Source organism: Streptomyces sp. NPDC044984 (genome assembly GCF_040646935.1).
Taxonomy (GTDB): domain Bacteria; phylum Actinomycetota; class Actinomycetes; order Streptomycetales; family Streptomycetaceae; genus Streptomyces.
Genome location: NZ_JBEZBE010000002.1, coordinates 112769 through 136372, shown reverse-complemented (window position 1 = coordinate 136372; position 23604 = coordinate 112769). Strand labels below are relative to the sequence as shown.

General features: G+C 74.8%; 1 protein-coding gene (running past one end of the window). It reads left to right on the top strand.

Annotation, left to right across the window (positions count from 1 at the left end; genetic code table 11):
• A protein-coding gene (locus AB0A94_RS02840; RefSeq protein ID WP_361737813.1) for a toxin glutamine deamidase domain-containing protein crosses the window boundary here: on the top strand, positions 1-23604 show its 3' portion. It extends 12687 nt beyond the left edge of the window; 23604 of the gene's 36291 nt are visible here — the last part of the coding sequence; the start codon falls outside the window, past its left edge; it ends in the stop codon at positions 23602-23604.

Below are 23604 nucleotides of genomic sequence, written 5' to 3'. Positions count from 1 at the left end.
CGGGCCGAGGCGGTCGCTGCCGCGCTGGCGGAGGCGACCACCGGGCCCGACCTGCTGCCCGTGGTGTACGAGGTGACCGAGTCCACCGCACGGGACATCGCGCCCTACGCGGCCGAGCCCGCGACATCTCCCGCGCTGTACCCCTCGCCGTCCGCCTTCCGGACGACCGACGTGACGGAACGCGTCGACGCCGCGACGGGCCGTACCTACCTGTTGGTGCGGGTCGAGGAACTGCCGAGCCGGCTGGCACGGGAGACCTGGAACCGCCCCTTCGTCACCCGGCGCGTCCTCGGAGCCAACGGCGAGATCCTCGGGTTCAGTGACCACAACGACGCGCAGCGAGCCGTCCGGGTAGCGGGCTATCGGCACGTGCCGGACGTGCCGGAATACTTCGTCGTGGACGAGGGCTCCCGGTCCGCCACGATGGACAGCGGCCTCCCGGCTCCCTGGCACGACGCCCCCGTCCGTCTGCTGTACGCGATGCACGGAAGCTCGATGCACGCGGTCATGGCCACCCCGTACGGGCGCAAGCGCGTCAGCGGGACGGAGGCAGGCCGGCACCTGAAGGCCCTGATGGAGTACAACGGGCTACCCGCGCGCCGGACCACTCTGGTGCTGCACGCGTGTGACTCGGGGGCGGTACGGCCCCGGACGGAACCGCTGGGGCAGACGGTCGCCGACCGCAGTGGTGTCGAAGCGGTGTACGCGCCGACCGCGAAGACAGCCGCCGGCACGCGCGCCCAGCCGGCCATGCTCCACCTGATCAGGAAACACAGTGGGCAGCCGGCGCGCTGGCTCCGCTTCGAGCCGCGGACCGAAGCGGCTGTCCACCCGGACGACGGCACCACGGTGACCTCCCACCGCTCCGCCTTCGCGGCTTATTACGCCGAGCCCGCCTGGGACGAGCACAGCCGTGCCTTCGAGAGAGCGCTGGGCGAGACGCTGAACCGCGACGCGCGCGTGTCCGCCTCCGCGCGCCTCGCCCTCACCCGTGCGGTGCACCATCTGCGGCGGACACTCCGCTCGGAGACCGCCGTCCTGAAGCGGATCTTCGCCGATTGGTCCGACGTGGCACCGAACGCCAGGGCGGAGCGGCTGCGGACCCTGCTGCGGCCCGGCTCCGGCACGACGCTGGACCAGCTCATGACCGCGCTCCGGGGGGCACTCAGGCTGCGAAGCACCAACACGGACCGCCCACTGGACCCGTCGAGCCCGCAGGCTCGTTCGCTGCGCGACCGGGGCCTGCGCGCCCACTTCGCGCGACTGGAGTCGGTCGTCCAACTGATGAGCGGTTACCGGAACATCCCGGGAACGACCGCCTACCATCTGGACGAGCTGACCGACGTGGTCATCGGCTGGCTGCTGCCGGCGCAGGAGCCGAGCACGCTCCCACGCCCCACTCTGTTCGACCTCTTGACGGCCTTCTCCGAGGCCGACGCGCTGGACGTCGTCGACGCCACCGTCCTGCTGGGCGACGCCGCCGACCTGTACACCTGGGCGGCGCGCCGCTGGGCCACCCCCCGGGTGACGCACGGGGCCGGGGCACCGGCGCCCGCCCCCGTACTGCCGCACCGGCGCCTGTACCGGGACCGCACGGCCTGGCTGACCGACGCGGTGACCGGCGACGGCCCGCTCCCGGGCGCTCCGGGCACGGACGCCGCGCACGCGCTCGCCCTGTACCTCTTCGCCGGGCCGGACGAGGCGCTGCTCGACCGCCGGTTCGCCCAGGGGCTGCCGGAAGCCGCCCGCAAGGCCCTGCTGCGCCGGGCGATCGGCGACGCCGTGCACCGCGGCTTCCACGGACGGGCCCCCTACCCGCTGCTGCTGACGCGGGACCCGGAGTTCCGCGCCGCGGCCGAGGCGTACCGGGAGCCGTCGCCGGCCGACCCGGACCGGTCCGCGTACCGCGAGCGGTATCTGGCCCGACTGCGGAACACCGCCGAACGCCAGACGGACCGGATCATCGGCGAAGTGGTTGAACACCGCGGCGCGGTGGCCGATGCCCTGTCCGCGCTGCCGCCGGTCACCGCCCCCGTGTTCTTCCCCCTGCCGCGGGCCGGCCGCTCCGGTTTCGACGAGGTGACGGTGCCGGCGTTCCACGCCGTCGCGCTGGACGAGCGGACCGCTCGCGAGCAGTTGTGGTCCGCCGCGCCCCGTAGCGCGGCGGACACCCCGGTACTGGTGCGGGTGGCCGGCTCCTCCGCCCGGGACGTGTCGCCGTTCTCCCGCGGCCCCCGGCCGGTGCGGGCCCGCTACCCGGACGAGACGGTGCTCAGGGTCGTACGCACGACCTCCCAGTACGACCCGGCCGCCGGCCGTACGTACACCCTCGTCGAGGCGGAGGAGACGGAACAGCCCGCAGCCACCGGGGCACAGGCGGCGCCGTTGTTCCCCACGCAGGGCTGGAACGCACCCCCGGCCGAGGGCACCGTCACGGAGCCGGAGCCGGAGCCGGAGCCGGAGCCGGAGGCGGACGGGGACGCGGTGATGCCGGACGCGGTGTGGGCTCCGGCCGCCGCACCCCGCTGGGTGCTCCAGCGCATCCGGTACCAGGAGGAGGCCGCGCGGCTCGACGCGGCCCTGGGTACCTACGCGGCGGAACACCCGCAGGCGGTCCAGCAGCTCAAGCGGCTGGTCGGCTCGTTGTGGCTGCGGGTATGGCAGGACGAGGACCTCTGGAAGCGCATGGCCCTGGAGGACCCGCGCCAGCCGGGCGCAGTCGGACGCGACCGCGTGGCACTGGAGCGGGTGGTGGACTCCGGTAATCTCCGTGAACTGTTCCTGATGTTGTTCCTCGCGTCGTCCAACGGTGTCCTGAACCGGCTGCTCGGACCCGTCGCACCGCACCGCGCGATCCAGGAGGAACGCCGGGAGCGCGCACAGCGGCCCGGCTTCGATCCGCTGCGGGACCCACGGGTGGATGAGGTACGGCCCCCGCTGAGCGAGGCCGAACGACGTCACAACCCGGGGCCTCTCGTGGCGTGGCGGCCGGCGGTCTCCTGGATGACCATCCGGCTGGCCGGCGGGTTCCAGAGCCGCTCCGAGGGGACCGGCGGCCGAGTACTGACGGGTACTTCCGGCTCCGCGTACCTCTTGATGAGCTACGCGCAGAAGATGCACGAACAGTGGGGCGTCCAGATCGACTACGGCTGGCTGCGCCTGGCCATGATCGGCGGCCTGGTGCCGCCGGGGCACCACAGCGTGCACGAGGTGATGCGCGGCGCGGCGTGGTTCTTCGAAGACCTCGACCGACGGGGCGTGCGGTTCCCCAGGGAACTGCGGTACGTCAACGGATGGGGCCGCTACTGGTCCCTCGCCCCGCTGTCGGAAGAGGAGGTGCGCGCCCTCGCCCGCGACGGGCGCCTCCCCGACGAACACGCCTGGGCCGAGGGCGACGAGCAGCCGGCCTTCCCGGAGCAGGGCTGGAACGCCCCGACGACCGACGGCACCGATGGCGAGCCGGCCGTCCCGGCCCGCGTACCGCGGTCGGCCCCCGAGGCCCGGTTCGCCGCCTACTACCGCACTCCCCGCGGGGCCGAGCTGAGCCGCCGCCACGAGCGGGCCCTGGGCGAGGCGCTCGCCGCCGACCCGTGGGTCACGGACGAAGCGGGACGGGCCGTGGCCCGTCTGTACACCGTCCTCGCCGGCCGGTACGGGGCGGACCGGGCCCGGGAGGCGTTCCTGCCGGGCGCTGCGGGCGCGACGGACGCCGAGCGCGCCGTGCTGATGCGCCGGCTGCTGCGGGGCGCCGGGTCCCCGGCCGGTCTGCCCGAGCTGATGCACGCCTTCGCCGCCGCCGTCGCCTGGACCTCGGACGTCGCCCCCGTCGAAGAAGGCCGGACGCCGCTCACCGGCTCCGCGCCCTCCGCCGCCATGGCCGAGGACCCGGCCGTCCTGGCCGAACGGCTGATGCGGACCCACCTGGGGCTCGGCGGACCCGGCCTGCGGCCCTCGCTCTTCCGCGACGCGGTCACGGCCTGGCTGCTGCCACGGGGCCGGCTGGATCTGCGTACGGTGTTGGAGGCGGCCCGACGCGCCGGTGTGCGAGGCGTGGCGGAGCCCGGCCCCGCCGCCGTGGACCCGGCGGCGCTGTACGCCTGGTCCGACGCCGTGCTCAACCCGGTCCGCAGGGTCCGCACCGACGCCGCCCGGCTGACCGCGAGCACCTGGCGCGACCTCGCCCTGCCGCACCGCACGATGTACGCGGAGGCGACGGACTGGCCCGCGCACACCGGCCACGAGGCGGCCGTCGCGGCCGTCGTCGCCCTGGCCGAGCTGGGACGGACGCGCGACGAGCACAACCACGCCGTACTGGAAGCCGATCGCGCCGAGTCGTTCGCCGCGGGGACTCCGCACGCCGCGCGGCGGGAGGCGTTGCGTCAGTGGCTCGCGCGCCACCACAGCATGAAACTGATCCGGCGCAACCTGAAACCGGAACACATCCCCGCCCTCTACCTCGCCGCGGGTCCGGACGGCGCGCTGCTGGCCGCACCGGCCACCGCCGACCGCGCCGCCGAGACCGCCCGGCGGGTACGGACCGCGCGCGCCCTGGTCAGGGCCGCCGTCGACGCGAGGCGGCCGGCGGACGGCCTGCCGCTGCTGTTCCTCCGGGACCGGGCCTTCCGAGCCCTGGCCGACCGGACCGCCGCGGTCCTCCGCAGGGGCGCCGCCGCCCGGCCCGAGCGGCTCGCGGAGCTGCGGGAGCAACTGGCCGACCGGGCCGCCCGGCTGGCCGAGGAGGGTCTGCCCCAGGTGCGGGAGCACCGCTGGACGGCCGTCGAGGCCGTCACCCTCCTGCCCGCCCTGGGTGGCCGGGTGTGGTGGGCCGCCCACCGGCCCGGCTCCCCGGACCCGGACGCCCTGGCGGCGACGGCCGCCGAGGTGACCGTCCCCGAACTGCACCCGGCGGCCACCGCGCTGGGGGCCGCGCTGGAGGCGGCGGGAGAGGGCCCGGAGGACGGCGACGGGCACCTCGTGGTCTGGGAGGTGGAGAACTCCTCCGCGCGGGACGTGGCCCCCTTCGCCCGCGACCCCCGCGCCCGGCAGGCCCTCCACCCGGCCCGGACGGCCTTCCGGACGGTCGGCCGGCCCCGCCTGACGTTGGACGCGGAACACGGGCGGGAGTACGTGCACGTCCTGCTGCGGGAGGTCCCCGTCCCCCCGGTGCCGGACGACTGGAACCAGGAGATCGTCACCCGGCCCGTCACGGACTCCCGCACCGGCCTGCCGGTGGCCGTCAGCGCCTTCGACGCGGGGGACTGGTCGCACGACGTCGTCGGCCACCTCCCGGGCAGCGGGGGATACGTCGTCGAGGAGGCGGACGGGACCGTCCGCGACGGGGCGCACGCCTGGCCGTGGGACCCGGCCGCCACCTTCACCTGGGCGTCGCACAGCGACGGACAGGGCTTCCCGGTCGGCTCCCGGTACGGCGCCCGGTGGATCGACGCCCGGAGCGTCGGCGGTTACCTGAAGAACCTCATGGACCGTCTCCCGGCGGACCGGTCACCGGAGATCAGCCTCCAGGCCTGTCTGACCGGGCGCGGCTCGGGCGGCGTCCCGGTGGCCGGACAGACCGTCGCCGACGTGACCGGACGCACGGTGTACGCGCCGGACACCGAGGCGGGCCTCCGCGAGGACCCCGACGGCACGCTCACCGCCACGCTCACCGCCGCATCCGGCACCGAACCGCCTCGGTGGCTGCGCTTCACCCCCGGCGCGGAGCACCCGCCGGCCGACGATCCCGCAGGCCCCGTCGGCGACTTCCGGCAGCTCTACGCCACCGACGGCTGGGAGACACTGGCCCTCCGGTACGAGGACGCGCTGGGCCGGTCCCTGGCGGCCGGCCCGGTCGCCACCGGGGCGGCCCGGGACGCCGTGGCGCGGCTGCACCGTCGGTATACGGCGTCGACGGGCGACGAAGCCGCCGCCGCCGCGCTGTTCTTCCGCGCCACCGACGCCCGCGCCGCACAGCCCCTGGCGGCTCTGCACCGGCTCGTCGCACCGGACTCCGCGGCGACACCGGGCGAGCTGCTCTCGGCGTTCGGCACCGCGGCCGAGCGCGGCGTCCTGTCCGCGCCGGCCGACGGCCGCCCGGTCGACCCGTACGGGGACATCGCCCGCGGACTGCGCGAGCAGGGCATCCCGTTCACCGGACGGAACCCGCGGGCCGTCACCGCCATGCTCCGGGCCCACGCGGGCCTCGACGGGGTCACGGCCGCCGACCGGGCGGCCTTCCGGGCCGCCGTACTGGCCCGGGAGCTGCCGGGCAACCGGTACTCGCTGTACGAACTGCTGCGCGCCTCACTGCCGTACACCGGTGCCGACGTCATGGACGCTACGGTGACCCTCGGCGACGCGGCGACCCTCTACGAGTGGGCCGACGCCGTCCTGGCGCCCCACGGCCAGGACGCGCCGACGCCGCCCCACCACCTGCTGTACGCCGGGACGGCCGACGCCGCGCAGACCGCTAACGGGGCCGCGCGGGTGCCGGGCGCGGCGTCCACGGACGCCCCCGTGCACGCCCTCGCGCTCGGCCGGCTGGCCGGACGCGCCGCCGACGACTCCACCCTCACGTCGGCGGACCGGGCCATGGCCGTCCGGGCCCTGCGGGAACTCCCGCCCGTCCAGGGCCCCGTGTGGTGGTTCGCCCGGATGCCCGTCGCGTCCGCCACGGGCGTCCCCGGCCCGGTCGCGCGGCTCCGCGTGCCCGCCCTGCACGCGGGGCACGCCGGACTGCCGGACAATCCCACCGCGCCGGACGGTACCCGGCCGGTCCTCGTCGAGGCGTGGCCGTCGACCGCGCGGCCGATGCCGGCCGAGGACACCGGACCGGCCGGCCAGGAGATCCGCTTCCCCGCGCCCGCCGCCTTCACGGTGGTGCACCGGGAGGAACGGGAGGACGGCCCGTGGGGCCCGCACACCCTCCTGCGCGTCGTGGAGACGGAACAGCCGGACGCCGGGGAAGCACCGAAGACGCCCGCCTTCCCGGAGTCCGGCTGGAACGCCCCCGGAGTCCCGGCCGCCACCGACGCGCCCAACGGTCCGAGCGCCGCCGGCCTGCACGCTGACCTGAACGCCGCCGACCTGCCACTGCTGGACAGCCGGTTCCTGACCACCGGGCCGGCGGACGGCCACCCCGACGCCGGTGACCTGTTGACACGGGCGATCGAGAACGCAGTCGAGACGGGCCTGGCGGACCCCGACGCGGGCTTCCCGAGCCTGCTGCTGCGCGACGAGGCGTTCGCCGAGATCGTCGAGGAGGCCGCCCGGCTGGAGGACGGTCCCGACCGGGACATGTGGCTGGAGGACGTCAAGGAGGCGCTCCTCGACCTCGCCCGCGCGCTGACCGACGAGGTGCGCGCGGAGCTCGGCACCCGCCTCGCCGCCTCCGTGCCGCCGGCCGCGGAGGGCGTGCCGCCGGCATCCGCCTCAGCCCCGCCGCCCGCGGAGGGCGCGCCGCCGATCGCGGAGAGCGCGTCGCCGTCGACGGTCGCCGCGTCCCCGGCTGTCCCGACGCCGGCCCAGACCGAGACCCCGGCCGTGGGAAGCGCGCCGCCGTCCACCGCCACCGAGCCCTCGGGCGTCCCGACATCGACGCCGGCCCGGACCGGGGCCACGGTCCCGACCGGCATGCCCACGGGGCCGGCTGAGGGCACGGCTCCCGTTACGGTCGACGCCGTCGCTCCCGGCGAGGTCGAGGTACCGGGTGCGGCCGGCGCCGCGGCTCCGGTGCTGCTCGACTTCGACGCCGACGGTGAGGCCGTCGAGGTGCCGTGGGAGGAGATCACCGCTTCGCCGTGGTACCGGGAGCTCCACCCCGCGCACCGGGCTCGGTTGCGGAACGTGGCGGACTACACACCGCTCGCGGACGCCGTCGAGGAGACCCGAAACACCGTGGTCGCCGCCGTCGACGGCGGCGCGGGCGCCGAGGACGCGCGCTTCCTCACCGACGCGCTCGCGCTCCGGGACAACGTCAGCGCCTACGACCCGGTGATGTACCCCGGCCTGGGCCGCCTGGCGGGGCTCGACGGGGGCACGGCCGATGCCGTCCTGGTCGCCGGCTCCGTCACCGGCTTCGGACGCCACGTCCCGTACACCGACCTGCTGGTGCCGCACCCCGGCCCCTGGGCCCGCAGCACCGGACCGACCAGCCTCGCGCACTGCCTCGACCAGGTAATGGGGCGGCACAGCACCGCTCATGTGCTCACCGACAACGAGATGCCCGGCGCCAGCCAGTCCGAGGCACTGGCGGCGCAGATCGACGCCATCAACGAGCGGAACGCCGCGGTGCCCGGCTACCTGCCGCTGACCGTCGAGGTGACGCGGCCGGTCGTCCGTCCGGGCCGCGCCGCGCACACCACCGGCCGTGACGTCACGGACCTCGGCGGCATCGAGCTGATCGTCCGCCACCAGCCCCCGTACCGCCTGGTGACCGTCACCCGGGGCGCCGCCCCGCTGTCCGGTCCCGACGCGGTGCCACCTGTCTCCGCCACGGAGCCCACCACCGCCGACGAGCCGATCCCACCGGCCCCGGCCCCGGCCCCGGCCACGGTGGCCGCCCCTGCGGTGACGGCCGTCCCGAGCCCCCGGACCGCCGGAGAACAGGCGCCGTCACCCGACCCGGCCGTACCGGCGGCACCGACCGCGCCCGCGGTGACGACCGCGCCGGACACCCCGGCCGTGACCGGGCACTGGCGGCTGCCGCCCTACCTGGAGAGCATGCGGGCCGTCGGCGCGTCGACGCTGCACACCCTGCGGGGCACCGACTGGGTCGAGGAGCAGATCCGCGCGCTCACCGCGCAAGGGTCACCCGCAGGCATCATGGCCGAACTGGCGGGCGCGCCCGAGACGTTCCTCGGGCACGGCCGGTCCTTCCAGGTGCAGGGCCGCGACGGCTGGTACGACGTCACCCTCGGCATCGCCCGCGAGCAGGACGAGCCACGGCCCTTCGTGGTGTCCGTGGACGCGGCACCCGACGCCGCCGTACGGATCGTCAGCGAACACTCCGCGTCCGCGTCGGTGCGCCACTCCTCGTCCCACACCCGGGGCTGGGCGGTACGCGGCGCGGGCACCTTCCTGCTGGCGACCCCGCAGCCCGGACTCCTCGCCGGCGCGGCGCTCAACGCCAACGTGGCGGTCGGGCAGCGGTCGGCCACCGCCGCGGGCCAGGAGGACATCAAGGACACCCGGGGGGTCGCCACCCAGCCGGGCACCGTCGACGTACCGCGGCGCCTGACCTGGTCGCTACGGGTGAACAGGGCAGGAACCGGTCACGCCCGGACCTTCCAGGGGCAGGGCTCGGCCGTTCTCCGGGTTCCCGCCGGGGAACTGGTGCCGGACGGGGTGCGAGCCCGGCCGCTCACGCTCACCCCCGTCACGCGGGACACCGCCCGCCGTGTCCGGTCCGCCTCCTCCATGGTGCCGCTGACGGCCGACGCCGGACGGCCGTACGAGGGCGGCGGCGGCTTCCTCGACGCCATCGCCGCGCAGGTGCACCCGGCACTCCTCGCCCCCGGCGCGCCCGGGCGGACCCTGGCCATGGAGGCCGCCTCCGCCGAGGGCCTGCTGCGGCAGCTCCCTCGGCTGCTCGCCGGCTGGGTGCCCTCCGCCGACCTGACCAGCAGGGACGGCGCCCTCACCGGCGGGTACCGTGCGCGGGCCGAGATCACCGCCCTGGCGCCGGTCTCCCGCGGCTCCACCGGTACTCCCCCCGGCAGTCCCGCCGTGTCGAACGCGTCCCTCCCGGGCACCGACGTCGCGGCCGGGACCGCGGCCCCCCGGCAGCCGAAGCTGCGTACGGCGCGCAAGGCCGCCACCGAGCGGTCCACGGGCATCGGCAACACCCGAGCCTGGGACCTCGCGGTCGGCCCGGGGATCGGAGTGGGCGTGACCGCGGGCGGCCCGCAGGCGCGGGTCTTCCTCCAGCCGGGAGTCGAACTGGGCACCAGCCGCTCACTGACGGCCACCACGGGGTCGGCGACGAAGCACGCCATGGACATCTCCGGTGACGTCGTCCTGTACCAGGCGCGGGTACGGGTGGAGGTGGAGGGCAGCGGCGCCCCGGCTCCCGCCGCCCGGCTGCGCCGTCCCGGTCCGACACGGACGGACGTCCGCACGTGGTTCTACCTGCGCGCACAGGAAGCCGCCGAACTGGGCCTGCCGCTGCCCGACGGCATGGTCACCGAGCCCCTCGCCCAGCACCCGGGAACCGAACGGTCGCTGCCCCGAGGGCCCCTGGGCGCCAGTACGACGATGCACGGCCTCGACACCTCCGTGCTGCTGGACGCCATCCGGGAGCGGTTCACCCGCGATCCGAGGCTCGCCGGTTTTCTGCCCTCCTACGGCGCGGACCGCACGCGCGGCTCCTTCCTGCGCCGGTGGACCGCATCGGCGGACGAGTCCGCGGCCCGGGAGAACGAGCGCGCGCTGTCCACGGTGCTGTCCGCCGAAAACCTGCGGACCCGCAAGGGCGCCCTGCTGACGTCGGGTGTCCCGGTGCTGCTGCGCCGCAGACACTGGAACGCGACCGAGTCGGTCGTCGTCCGGGTCAGGGCGCGACTGGCGGGGGAGGCCGTCTACCGGGGCGACATCGCCGACTGGAAGATCAAGTACGGCTACACGGCGAGCGAGGGCTCGGACACCGGGGCCGGCACCAGGGCCGGCGTCGGTCTGCGCGGACGTTTCCAGGGCAGACTCCTACCGGGACCCGCACAACTGGTCGGCACGGCCGCGGTGAACGCCTTCCGCAGCCGGGACAACCAGGGCGGGGTGACGGCCTCCAGCGAGACGACCAACGACGGACAGAACCCGACCAGCGTCTTCGACGCGAACCTCGTCTTCGACGTGGAGATCACCTCGGCCCGGCGGTCCCGGGCGTGGCGCCGGCTGGTGACCCCGGGCCGGCCGGGCCGGCACACCCCGCGGATCACCTCGCTGTTGGACACCCGCACGGAAACGGACACCCGTGCGGAGACGGACCTCCTCGCGGAGACCGGTGGACGTGAGGTCACCGCGCGGTTCTCCGCCGTGCCCGGCCCGGTCCGGCTGACGACCCCCGCGTCCCTGACCCTCACCGAGGAGCAGCGCACCGCCGTGCGCCCGGCGGGCGAACCCGTGGCGCTGGACGTACCGCCCGCGGACGGGATCACCGCCCTGTACGACCCGTCGTGGGCGGTGCCCGCCGACGGCACGACGCGGGTGACCGAGTGGCTGCTGCTGGAGGACCACGGCGCCGGGCGGTCCGTACCGGAACTCGCGCTGAGCCTGCTCACCGAGGCCACCGGCGACCACGACGACGCCCTCGGTGTACGGGGTCTGGGCCCGGCGCTGGCGGTGGAGTCCGCGTTCGGCACCGAAGGACTGGGCAGAAGCCTGCAGTTCGGTCCCGACCAGGTGCTCCTGGTGGACGAGCTGCGTCACGACCGCAGATGGGCGGGGCTGCTCGGTGCGGTCGGCGCCAGGTTCCGTGTCTCCAACCCCACCGTGGTCCGGACGGCCGGCGGTCCGCAGCTCTCCAGGACTCACGTCGGCACCCACCGGACGGCCGGCCGCGAAAGCGGTGGTCTGAGCGTATCGACGACGCTCCTGCCGTCCGGCAGCGCGTCCGTCGTGCCCGGGGTGACCCTGTTCGGAGGGTTCGGCGGGAGCTGGTCCTGGAACCGGTCCCGGCAGACCTCCTTCGCCACGGAGGGCTCCGTCGAGCGGCAGGGCTGGACGGCCGCCGGCGACCCCATGGTGCTGGTCCAGGCCGACATCGACCTGTTGATGGTGGCCGAGGTGTCGGTACGGGGCGGAACCCCGCGCGTCGCCACCGGCGCCCGGCGGTTCCCCGGGGGCGTCCTCGCCTGGCTCACCGAGCAACAGGCGGCACGGCTCGGCCTCCAGCAGGAGACCGGCCGACGGCCGAGCGCCGCCGACGGCACCGACCGTGGCAGCGGAGCCCGTGGCGCCGTGGTCCTGCCCCCCGTGGCGGGGGAGACCACGCCCGCCGGTCGGCCCATCACGGTTCCGGTGACCGACCCGGCCGCCGGTCTGCGGCTGGAGGGCACCGGTCCGCTGCCTTTCGGCGTGACGGAACACGCCCCCGACCTTGTCAGGCTGCTGCCGGCCCTGCGTGAGGAGCTCGGCCGGCTGCACGGTACGGCCCACGCCGAAGCGCTGCTGCCGCGCCAACTGGTCGCGGACACGCACCGCAACACCCGCCGGCTCATGACACTGCTGGGCCGGCTCGGCTCCCGGGGGCTGCTGACCGGAGCCCTCGACGGCGGCGTCCCGGTCGAGCTGTACGCACCCGACGGCACCCTCGCCCATCTGGTCCGGCTGACCGTCACCCGGGGCACCGGTCGGTTCCACGACCGTCCCGCCGACCGGCGCGGGATGTCCCTGACCACCAACGCCGTCTTCAGGCACCAGCGGCAGCACGCCCGAGGCACGAACCGGGGCGCCAACCTCCTGCTGGGGCCCGCCCACCGGCCCGACGCCGCCACCGGGACCGTCGCGGCCCCCCTGAGCGGCCAGCTCGGCGGCGGCACCGCGGCGACCCACGGCCGGGGCGGCAAGTACGTCACCGGCATGGTGACGGCGACGGCCGAGGACCTCGCGACGGTCCGGGTCGCCTTCCCCGTCGACGTACGACTCGAACTGCACACCCCCGGCGCCGCGCCGGGAACGCCGCCGCAGGTCCGGGTCGGCCTCGCCGCCCCCCGCGACGGTGACGACGACCGGTACCTGCTGCACCGCATGACGGAGGCGGACCTGCGCGCCCTGGCCGACGTCGGTCCGGGCCGGGCGACCGCCCCGGAGGGCTGGCGGCCGGTCGCACGCCCGGCCGTCGACGCCGCGCGGTGGCGGGCCACGGGTACACCGCTGCCGCTGGAAGCCCAGGTCGACCTGTTCGCCGGCGCACCCGAGGTGCGGGCCGCCCTGGCGCGGCTGACCGCCGAACTGGGCGCGTCGCCCGCTTTCCGGACCACGGGCGCCCCCGCCGCCCTGCTGCTCGACCGGGCGCTGTCCACCGAGTGGCTCCGGTCCGCGCTGCCGATGCTCGCCGCCGTCGGCGGACGGCTGCCCGAGGCGTTCGCCGACGAGGCGCTCGGCGGTGCCGACCTGAGTGTCACCGTGCACGCCCGCTTCACCGGCGGCCGGGTCCTCGGCGTCGGCGACCGGATGATGTTCGAACCGACCGCCGGCGACGGTCCGGGCCTGCCCCGGCTGAGCGAGACGACGGCCACCGGCTCGCTGACGGACTCCGACGGCGTGGAGCCGCTCGCCCCGGGCGGCTCCTGGCGCAGGTTCCAGGGCGCGGAGACGTACCTTTCCGCCCTGGGCGTCCGGACCGTGGCGGGCCGGACGGACGGTGACTCCGCCGCCACCTCCGGCTACGCCCCGCGCGTCCGCCTCAACGGCCCGTCCGTCCTCGTCCGCTTCGACGCCGACGTACTGCTGGAGGCGGCGGTGCGCCACCGCCCCGCGCACCGGCCGGGCAGGGCCCGCACGACGGGCACGGCGGAGGTCTCCCTGCCGCACCCGGTCGTCGTCCGCATGGAACTGCGGTCCGCCGCCCACCTGCTGGACCAGGGGGCCCTGGACGACCCGGGGCGCCGGCTGCCCCTGGCCGACGGCCCGCAGCCCCCGTCCGCCGTGGCGGCTCCCGATTGGTACGCGGGCGACCTCTTCCGAGAGGTCACCGACAGCGACGGCCAGACCGTGGGCGGAGCGTCCTTCACCGCCGGGGAGCGACTGCGCCGCGAGCCCGCCCTCCAGGCGGTGCGCAAGGCCACGGAGTACGTCGAGTGGCGCAGGTCCGCCGACGGGACGCCGGAGAGCACCCTGCGGACGATGCCGTTCCCCGGCCGGTCGCGGTTCTTCCTCGCGGCGCACGGCACACCGGGCGGCATCGAGGCCGTCACCGACGACGGCCGCGTACGGACCACGCTGGACGCGGACGGCCTCGCCCGCGTCGCCCTGGCCTGGTCCGCACTGGCACGGGTCCCCGCGGGCACCCTCCTGGTGCTCCTGGCGTGCGGGCCGGTGGACGGGGCCGTCGGCGGCCGGCTGGCGGACGCCACCGGACTGACCGTCATCCAGCCCCGCTGGAGCGCCGCCGTCACCCCGCCGCACGACGGCGCACCCGCCCGGCTGCACCTGCTCGAAGCCCCCGACGGCGCCCCCGGCGGTTTTCTCGTCCACCACCCGGGAGGCAGGAGCGAGACCCTCGAACCCGTCCCCGGACCCGCCCCCGCCTCGCCCCTGCGGCCTGCCGCCTATCCCGGCTCCGAGCACCGGCTGGCGTCGGCGTCCCGGAACACCACGCCTGCGCCCTTGGAGGACATCCGCCCTTACACGGGCGTGGCCGGCGGCCTCCAGCGGCCCCCGGCGTCCGCGCAGCGCGCCCTGGAGGACGCGGTACGCGACCGCGACGGCGGATTCCGCCGCTTCCCGGACCCGCGCGGCTCGTCCTATCGGATGACCGGCTTGTCCCGGGCGCTCAACCGGCACAACGCCCGCAATGAGTTCGCCACCGATTCAGGAAGCGCGGAGTGGGTGCGGCGTGTCAATCCCGGCTGGCGGGACGACGAGGCCCGGCTGTGGAACTGCGCCGACGTGGCCCGTAGCGCACTGTCCACCTGGTACGGCCGGCCGGCCGTGGCCGCGCCAGTGGTGCGTACGGCCCGCGGTTTGCAGGTGGAGCACGACGGTTCGCCGCGCACCGGCAACTGGCTGGACGCCGGCTGGCGTACCCATGAGGACACGGGCGACGGCAGTTCGCTCACCTCCCAGGTGCAGGCCGCCGTGCAGGCCAGACTGCTCGCCGCCGGCCACGGCTCCGCCGCCGTGATCGTCTTCCGGCGGCCGAACTCGCGGAACGTCCACGCCGTCAACGCCGTGCACTACGACGGCCGTGTGCTCTGGATCGACGCCCAGCGCGGCCGTGTCGACAACCGGCTGATGTACGAGGGCACCGACTTCATGACCATCGAACTCGGTCCGGACTTCCGGCCGGTCGACCGGGTGCCCACCCTGGCGGAGATGTCGTCCTCGTTCGGCTCCGCCCTCCTCGGCGGCGATCTTTCGTACGACCACCCGGGAGCGGTCGACGGCACTCACCGGGTGGCCCGGCCGGCGGACCCGGCTGTCCTCTCGTCCCGTCGGGCCGAGGCGCCCGTGGCGATCCTGCACACCGAGCGCTTCCGCCCGGACCTCGACGCCCCGGCGGCCGGAACCGAGGCTTCCGCCGCCGGTACCGGCGGCGAGCGGCCCAGGGCCGTTCCACCGGCCGGCACCGTGACGCTGGTCCGGGCGGAGATCCGCCGCATGGAGACGCCCGGCGGGACATGGGTGCGGGAGTTCACCGTCAACCTGCCCGTACGTCTCACCGACGGACTGACCACGGCCGACCTGGACGCGCTGGAACGGCGGGTGGACCGGGCGCTCGGCCGGCACCTCAACGGCGGCTACGCGCTCCCGCGCTCCGGCGACCAGCTGCATGTGCGGCTGCGTCTGCGGCCCGACGCCGGACACCCCGAGCACGTCACCCTCGCCGGCCCCGGGACCTCCCTGCCGCCCGGCCAGAGGAACTGGAGCACCGGCCACGACGACGATGCCCTGGTCCGTCACGTGCTGAGCTACCTCGGGCTGCCGGCCGGTCCCGAGAGCACCGGCCCGGAACTCGCGCCCGCGCCGTCCGACCGGCAGCTCGCCCTCGTCGAGTGGGTGAGCGACTCCGGCCCGGTCATCCGCGACCTGCCGTTGGCCGCCCCCGCACCCGGCCACCCCGCGTATCCGGACGCCTGGTCCGTCAACAGCGCAACCGACGAGCCCGCCAGGGCGGCCTCCCGGCGCCCCGGGGGCGCGTCGCCGCGCGCGGTGCGTTACGCGTCCTTCCACGGCGACCCCGCGTGGCAGCGCCTCAGCGTCCGCTTCGAACTGACGACGGCGCGGGCGCTCGGCTCGCTGCCGGGGACGGTGGACGCCGCCCGGCGGGCCGTCCGCCATCTGTACGACGTACTGGCGCGCCACCACGGCACCCAGGGCGCCGAGGAGATGCTCACCAGGTCCCCGCTCCCGCTCTCCGCGCGGTACGCCGTGCCCGGCACCGGGGTGGCCGGCCTCCTGCGGGAGGAGTCCGCCCCCGGTCTGCTCGACCGGCTCATGACGGTGTTCGCACTGGGCCTGTACGCCCAGGCGAGGCGGGAACTGCCCGCGGCACTGCGCACAGCCGTCACCGGCGACCGGACCGCGGCCGTCACACCGGACGATCCCTACCAGCGGGCGCACGACGGCCGGGGCTTCCGGTACGTCGGCGGGACGGAGGGACCCGTCGCACGACTGCTGAGCGCCTACCGGGAGACGGGCGCCACGCCCTCCGGGCTGGCAGCGCTCCGGCCGGCCCTGCTCGCCTGGGCCGTGCCGCTCGGCCTGCAGTCGGTCCCCGAGATACTGCTCGCCTCGCACGCCCTTGGACTCGGCGACGCGGAGGAACGCACGGCCCTGACCGGCGACGCCGCGGGACTCCATCTCTGGATGGCCGAACACCTCGTTCCCTGGGACCACGTACCGGACGCGCCGGCCGTCCCGGGTGCCCGCTTCGCTGCCCACGTCCCGCACCTCGCCCTGTACGGCGAGCGCATGACGTACACGATGGAGGGATTCTTCGGGACCACGTCGATCCCGGCGGACCTGACTGCGGTGGTCGACCGTGCGCTGACCGGAACCCTGGGGTCGGGTCCCGAGGGCAGGCGTGACGAGGCACTTCGCGAGTGGCTGGAGCGTCATGGCGAGCGAGGTACCGAGTCGCTGCGGCGGCTCACGCCCGCCCATTTGACGGCTCTGTACCTGTACAGCTCCGACGACTACCGCATCATGAAGACGCTGCTGTTGCACGAGCACTTCGGAGAAGCGGTCGGCCGTCGCATGGTCGGTGACCAGATGTGGCGCACCCTGCGCGGCAAGCGGAGCTTCGACGGCCTGCCCCTGATGGTGCAGCGCCAGGACGGGGCCGAGGAGATCTGGGAGGAAGCGCAGTCACTGCGCGGTACCACCGCGCCGGACCCCGTGCTGACGAGCCTGCGCCGTCGCTTCACGCCGATCGCCAACCGGGTGTACGACGAGGCACGGCTCCACGTCGACCTGGCTGTCGAGGCCCTGGAACTGCTGCCACCCGTCGGCACGACCACGTGGTGGGGCGACCGGGCGATCCCGGGCGAGCCGAACGCCGCGCCCGTGGAGTCGGACGTCTACGGCCTCCGGTCCCTGGCCTTTCCTACCTTCCGCAGTACCAGTCAGGTGCGGGCGATGGCACTGTCCTACACCGGGTCCAGGAAGCCGGTCCCCGCGGGCACGCACGGCGTCCTCGTCGAGGTCACCGACTCCGGGGCCCGGGACGTCACGCCCTTCATGCGCTTCATCAACGAACGGGAGGCGCTCTACGCTCCGGGGCAGCGGTTCCGTATCACCCGGCGGGAGTGGCTGCCCACCACCATGGAGTGGTACCTGCCGCCCTACGAGCAGATCACCGTACGGGAGGAACGCGCCGGCGACCCCGAGGTGCCCCCGGTGATCGTCGCACCGGAGCGAGTCCGCCCGGTCCGGCCCGATGCCGCGGTGGCCTCCCTGGTGATCACCCGCGAGGTCCTCGGGAAGGACGGCAGGCGCATCGCGCTGGTGTCGTTCGACGACACGGACTGGGCCGGACGCGAACCCGCCTATCGGGGACTGGCCGACGTGACCGAGATGGTCCGCTGGAGCGGCCGGGAAACCGGCCGCAGGGCCGTCGTCGAGACGCTGCCCAACGCGGGCGACACCTTCTTCTTCGCCTCGCACGGCGGCGCCGGGGGCCCGACCCTCGCACTGCGCGACGGCGGCCGGCACACCGATGACGGAACCCACACCGGGTGGTTGCTGCGCGACGTGGCGTCCTCGGGCTTCACCAGCGTCACCGTCCTCGCGTGCGGGACGGCCGAGACGTCCGGCGACGAGTCCGGGGCACGTTCCCTGGCCGGCCGGATCGCCGACGCCACCGGGCTCACCGTCTTCGTGGCCCTCGGCCGGGTCGCGGTGACACCGGCCGCGGACGGAGCCCCCTCCCGTGTCCATCTGCTGGAGCGTGCCGGCGGAAGGCCCGGTGGCCTCGTCTGGGCCGCTCCCTCCGCACCGTCCGCGATCCCTCGCAGGCCGACGGAACCGGTGCGAGTCACCCCGCACAAGGGCGCGTACCCGGACGCCGCGTCCGTCAACGCGACCACCGACGCGACCGTCGCGCCCTGGGCGGTGTCCTCCTGGCGGATGACCGGGTCACCCGACGCGGTGCGTTTCGCCTCCTTCTACCGGGATCGTGCCTGGCAACGGGCCAGTGTGCGGTACGAGCGGGAGGTGGCGGACTCGTTGGCGGCGCTGCCGGGGACCGGGCGTGCCGCCGAGGCGGCGCTGCACTCGCTCTACTCCGATCTGGTGCTGAGGCACGGCTCCGGTGCCGTGCACCGGATGGCCGAGGACGCGCTGGGGCCGGCCGCCGCCGTGGTCCTGCCCGTCGGCGGTGTTCCCGCGCTGCTGGGCACCCGGCGTGATCCCGCGCTCCTCGCCCACCGGATCACCGTGTACGCCGCCCTGGTCCACGCCGATCTGGGCGAGGACCTGCCCGGCTCGGTGCTCGACGCGGCCCGGCTTCTGGCGGCGCGGGAGGCCGACCCTCTGCGCGAGGAGCGGATCAGTCCGTACGACCTGGTGCACGACGCCCGTGGTTTCCGGCGGGTGGGCGGCATCCGCGGTCCCGCCGGCCGTCTGCTGCGCTCCTACCAGCAACTGGGGGCCTCCGCCGAGCAGTTGCTGGACTTCCGTGGCGCCCTGCTGGCCTGGGCGGTCCCCGCCCGTGTCCAGTCGCTCGCGGAAATACTGCGCGCCTCTCATGAACTGGGTCTGGGCGATGAGGCCGAACGAACCGCGGCCTCCCAGGACGCGGCCCGGCTGCACCGCTGGACCGCCGACCACCTGGGATCCCGGCAGACGGATGCCGGCATGCCGCGTACCGCTGCCGACCGCATCGCCGCACTCCCGCACGTCAGGCTCTACCACGACCGGGTCACCCCCGTGGTGGACAGCCTCACGAACGACTGGATCACCCGCCGCCTGTGGACGGCGGTGAACGCGGTGGTGCGGCACCGGCGGCACGAGGCCGCCGGGGAACTGCTCGCCTGGCTCAGGGAGTACGGCGCAGCGGGCTACGAGGCCCTCAAGCGACTCACTCCCGCGCACCTGACGGCGCTCTACCTCTACAGCTCCCAGGACTACCGCGTCATGAAGACGCTGCTGCTCCACGAACGCTTCGGTGAGGCGGTCAGCCGCCACATGGTCAGCCGGCACCTCGAGCAGGCCATGTTCGGCGCGAAGGTGAGCTTCGGACTGCCGTTCACCCTGCGGGGGCAGGACGGCTTCGACGACCTTTGGCAGGCCATCCAGCGCCTCAAGGAGGCCGCGGAGCCGCTTCCCGGGGAGAAGGCGCAACTGCGCCGGCGGATACGCGGCTTCGCGGACCGGATGTACGACGACGCCCTGCTCCACATCGACATGGGGATCGAGGCCCTCGAAACGCTGCCACCGGTCAACAGCACCGTGTTCTGGGGCGACCGGGCCATACCCGGCGAGTGGAACGAGCCCGCTCCTTCCTCACAGGTGTACGGCGTCGGCACGATACGGGCGCCGTACTTCCGAAGCACCAGTCATGAGCCGCGCGTGGCGCACAAGTTCGCCACCCACGACAAGCGCCGTCGGCCCGGTGCCCACGGCGCGATCGTCAAAGTCGTCGGCTCCACGGCCCGTGACATCACCCCGTTCACCCGGTATACCAATGAACGCGAGGTCCTCTATCCGCCGTGGCAGATGTTCCACGTCGTCGGCCGCACGTGGCTTCCCAGCACCGAGGCGTACTACCTGCCGCCCTTGGAAGCCATCCAGGTGCATGAGGCCGGGCCCGGCGACCCGGCCCCGCAGCCGGTGGCCGAGGCACCCGTCACACGGCGCACCGCCAGGCCGCCGGCCGGCTGGGCGGCGTGGGAGACGGCGACGCAGACGGTGCGTGACAAGGACGGACGGCCCATCGCCACGGTGTCGTTCAGCGCCACTGACTGGGCCGGACGGGAACACGCCTACCAGGGACTGGCCGACGTCACGACGCTGGTGCGCTGGTCGGGGCGGGGCCCGGGCCGCTCCGCCGTCGAGGAGATCCTGCCCAACGCCGGGGGCACCTACTTCTTCGCCGCGCACGGCACACCGGAAGGCCTCGTACTGGCATCGGCCGACGGCGGCAGCCGCACGGACGACGGCTCGTACACCGGCTGGCTGCTGCGGGACGTGTGGCGCGACGGTTTCACCAGCATCACCCTGCTGGCGTGCGGACCCGGCGAGAACGCCGACGGCCCGCACCGAGTACGGCAGTTGGGCATGCGCATCGCCGAGACCGCCGGACTCACGGTGTTCGTCCCGGCCGGCAGGGTCGCCGTCACCCCCGGGCGGGATGGCGAGGGCACCGAGATCCACCTGCTGGAGACGGACACCGGCGCTGTCGCCGGCCTCAACTGGGACGCCCCGCCCATGCCGATGGCCGTACCGCCGCAGCCGAAGCCGTCCGTGATCCCCCTGCCCCCGACGGCCCCCGTGTACCCCGACCCCGCCCATGTCAACGTGGCCGGTACGGACGAGAAGACGCCCTGGGAGGAACTGCTGGCGCAGCGGGACGTCGCCCGGGTGCCGGTCGCGGAAGAGGTGGCCGTACGCATGCCGCGGGGCTCGCAGGAGCCGGAACTGCTGGGCGCGGGAGCCGCCACCGGCCGGTACGGGGTACGGGCCGTCGGTCCCGGACGGGTCCTGGTGACACAGCGGGCCGTGCCCGACGGCACGGCCGCCGACCACACCTGGACCTTCCGCAGGCTCGGCCGCGTCGGCCTGGCCGAGGAGACCGTGAGCCTGTCCGGCGGCCGTTTCACCGGCACCGTCGCGCGCCTCACCTGGAAGGGCACCGACGCCCTCGTCGACGACGTCACGGCCGGCACGTCGACCTGGCCCGCGCACCTCACCGACGAGGGCATCACGGTGGCGTCGCCGGACGGGCCCCAGATCTACGACCGCTCCAGCGGCGCGCACATCCGCACCGTCACTACCGCGTCCGGGGCACCGACACCACCTGGGCACCTGACGGGAGACGCGGCAGCACGTTGGGTGGCCGCGGTGCTGACGGCGCGCACCCACCTGAAGCGCGCCGCCGAGGACGGTGAACTCATGTTGTTCATGCGAGCAGTCGTCGGCGGCGCCTATACCGGCAAGAAGGGCTACGGCGGATACGTGAACAGCAGCGTCCTGGCATCCGGCGCCCCTCTGGCGGAAAGAGTCGGGACGTTCAACAGGACGGCGAGGGAGTTGCTCCTGCACGGGCCGAACCAGTCGCTGACCGTCTGGCGGGGCGTGTCCCTCGACCCCCAGGCGGCTCGCGCGGACGTCTTCGTGGAGCGGCTGCCGGCCTCCACGTCGCACGACTGGGCCTTCCAGACCGAATGGGCCCGCAACGGCGTCGCCGGCAACCGTGTCGTCTTCGAGATCGACGTGCCCGCCGACCACGGCAAGCTGGTGATGGCCTACCCGCCCGGTTACGTCCCCACCGCCGCCGACGGCGCCCCGCTCAACCAGCAGCAGAGCGAGGTGACCCTGTCTCCGACCCGACTCGTCCGCACGGGACCGTCCCGCACACAGGACGGTATGACGGTGATCCCGGTGCGTGCCGAGCAGATCGCCGAGCACGAACTGGACACTGTGATCTCCGAGCGGTGGGCCGGGCTTCCGTCGGCCGAGGCGTTCGCCGCCTTCGGCCGCGCCTTCGCCCAGGACTCACTGCGACGCTGGGACGGCATGGGTGACGCGGTGGTGCGCGTGGACGACAGCGATGCGGCTGTCAGGACGTTCCACGTCAGCAGGCCGGGTCTGGCGGACGACATGGCCGTCACGCTCACCCATCTGCCCGCCACTGACGCCGTCTCAGTGACCATGTCCGGCGACGGGGTATCGTTCCACCGCACGTGGTCCGGGCACGATTTCAGCGACCTCGCCGCCGATCTGCGGGGTGACGTGCTCCACAACAACGACCTGTTCACCCCCTTCCCCCGGCCCCACAGCTGGCGGAAGGCCGAACTCACGCGGCCTGATGACGCCGATCCGATGGCCGGCGCGCGGGACGCCCCGGACCACGACCTTGCGGCCATCCGCTACCAGGAGGAGGCGGCCCGCTTCGACCAGCGGCTCGGCCGTTTCGCGGCCGGTCATCCGGGTGTCCACGAACAGCTCGGGCGGATGACCCGCGCGCTGTGGGACCGCGTCACCGCCGAGGACGTCCTCGCCGACCCCGCACGCCGCGACCTGTGGCGCGGGCTGGGCACCGACGACCCGAGTGTGGACGGTGCGGTCGGCACCGATCGGGACACGCTGCAGACCGTGGTGACCTCGGGCAACCTCCGGGAGCGGTTCGCGCTCCTCTACACGGCCAAGGAGAACCGGGTCCTCGCCGCGCTCCTCGGCGAAGCCGACCTCCCGGAGCACATCCTGCGCGAACGGCAGGACCGGCACCCGGTGGACGAGGCCGACCGGGCCCGGCACGACGTCCTCACCCTGGAGGACGCCCGGCCGCCGCTCAGCGACGCCGAGCGGCGGCTGATCAACGGACCCACGCTCCCCTGGCGCCCCGCGAACCAGTACACGGGGGTCCGGCTGCGCAGCCCGCTGCACCAGGACTCCCAGGAGACCGGCGGGCAGGTGATGACGGGCACCTCCGGCACCACCTACCTGCTGATGCGCTACGCCGCCGAGATGCGCGACCAGTGGGGCACCGACCTGGACCTCGGACTCCTGCGCCTGGCGATGGTGGGTGCCATGGTCCCCGTCGGCCACCACACCGTGCACGAGGTGATGCTCGGCGCACAGCTCGTCCTCGACGAATTGGCGGCGGGTGGCAGGCCGGTGGACCCTGCCCTGACGTACACCTCCGACTGGCGCCGGTACCGGAACATCGCCCCGCTGTCCGAGGCGGAGCTGCGCACCCTCGCCTCGGACGGACGCTTCCCCGACGAACACGCCCGGGCCCTGCTCGCCCCCCGGCCGGAGACTACGACGGAGGGCGAACCGGGCGGCGCGGATGCGACGGACCTGGCGCGCGCGCTCGCCGCCGCCCTGGACACCACGGCCGAAACCTTCGACGCCTGGCTGGGGGAACGGCCCGCCGCCGACGCCGTCCTGGCCGTGGAACGTCTGGGCCTGCTCGACGCGCCACGGCCCGTCACGGAGAAGGACCTGGCCCGGGCGGACATCGTCCCCACCACGGGGCAACGGGTACGGCTCGGCCTGTCCGGCGGCACCATGACCGCCGGTGACCTGGGCCTGGACGCGGCGCAGCGGCTGCGTCTGCTGCTGCGCGGTCCCCGGAACGAGGCCGCCACGCTGGCCAAGGCGGTGCTCGCCGCCCAGCGGCTCGGTGTCCGACTGGTGATCACCGAACCCGACGGCACGGAGCGGCACATCGGCGACGCCGACCTGCCCGCCGTACGGCTGCCGGCCGGCCCGGCCGCCCGATGA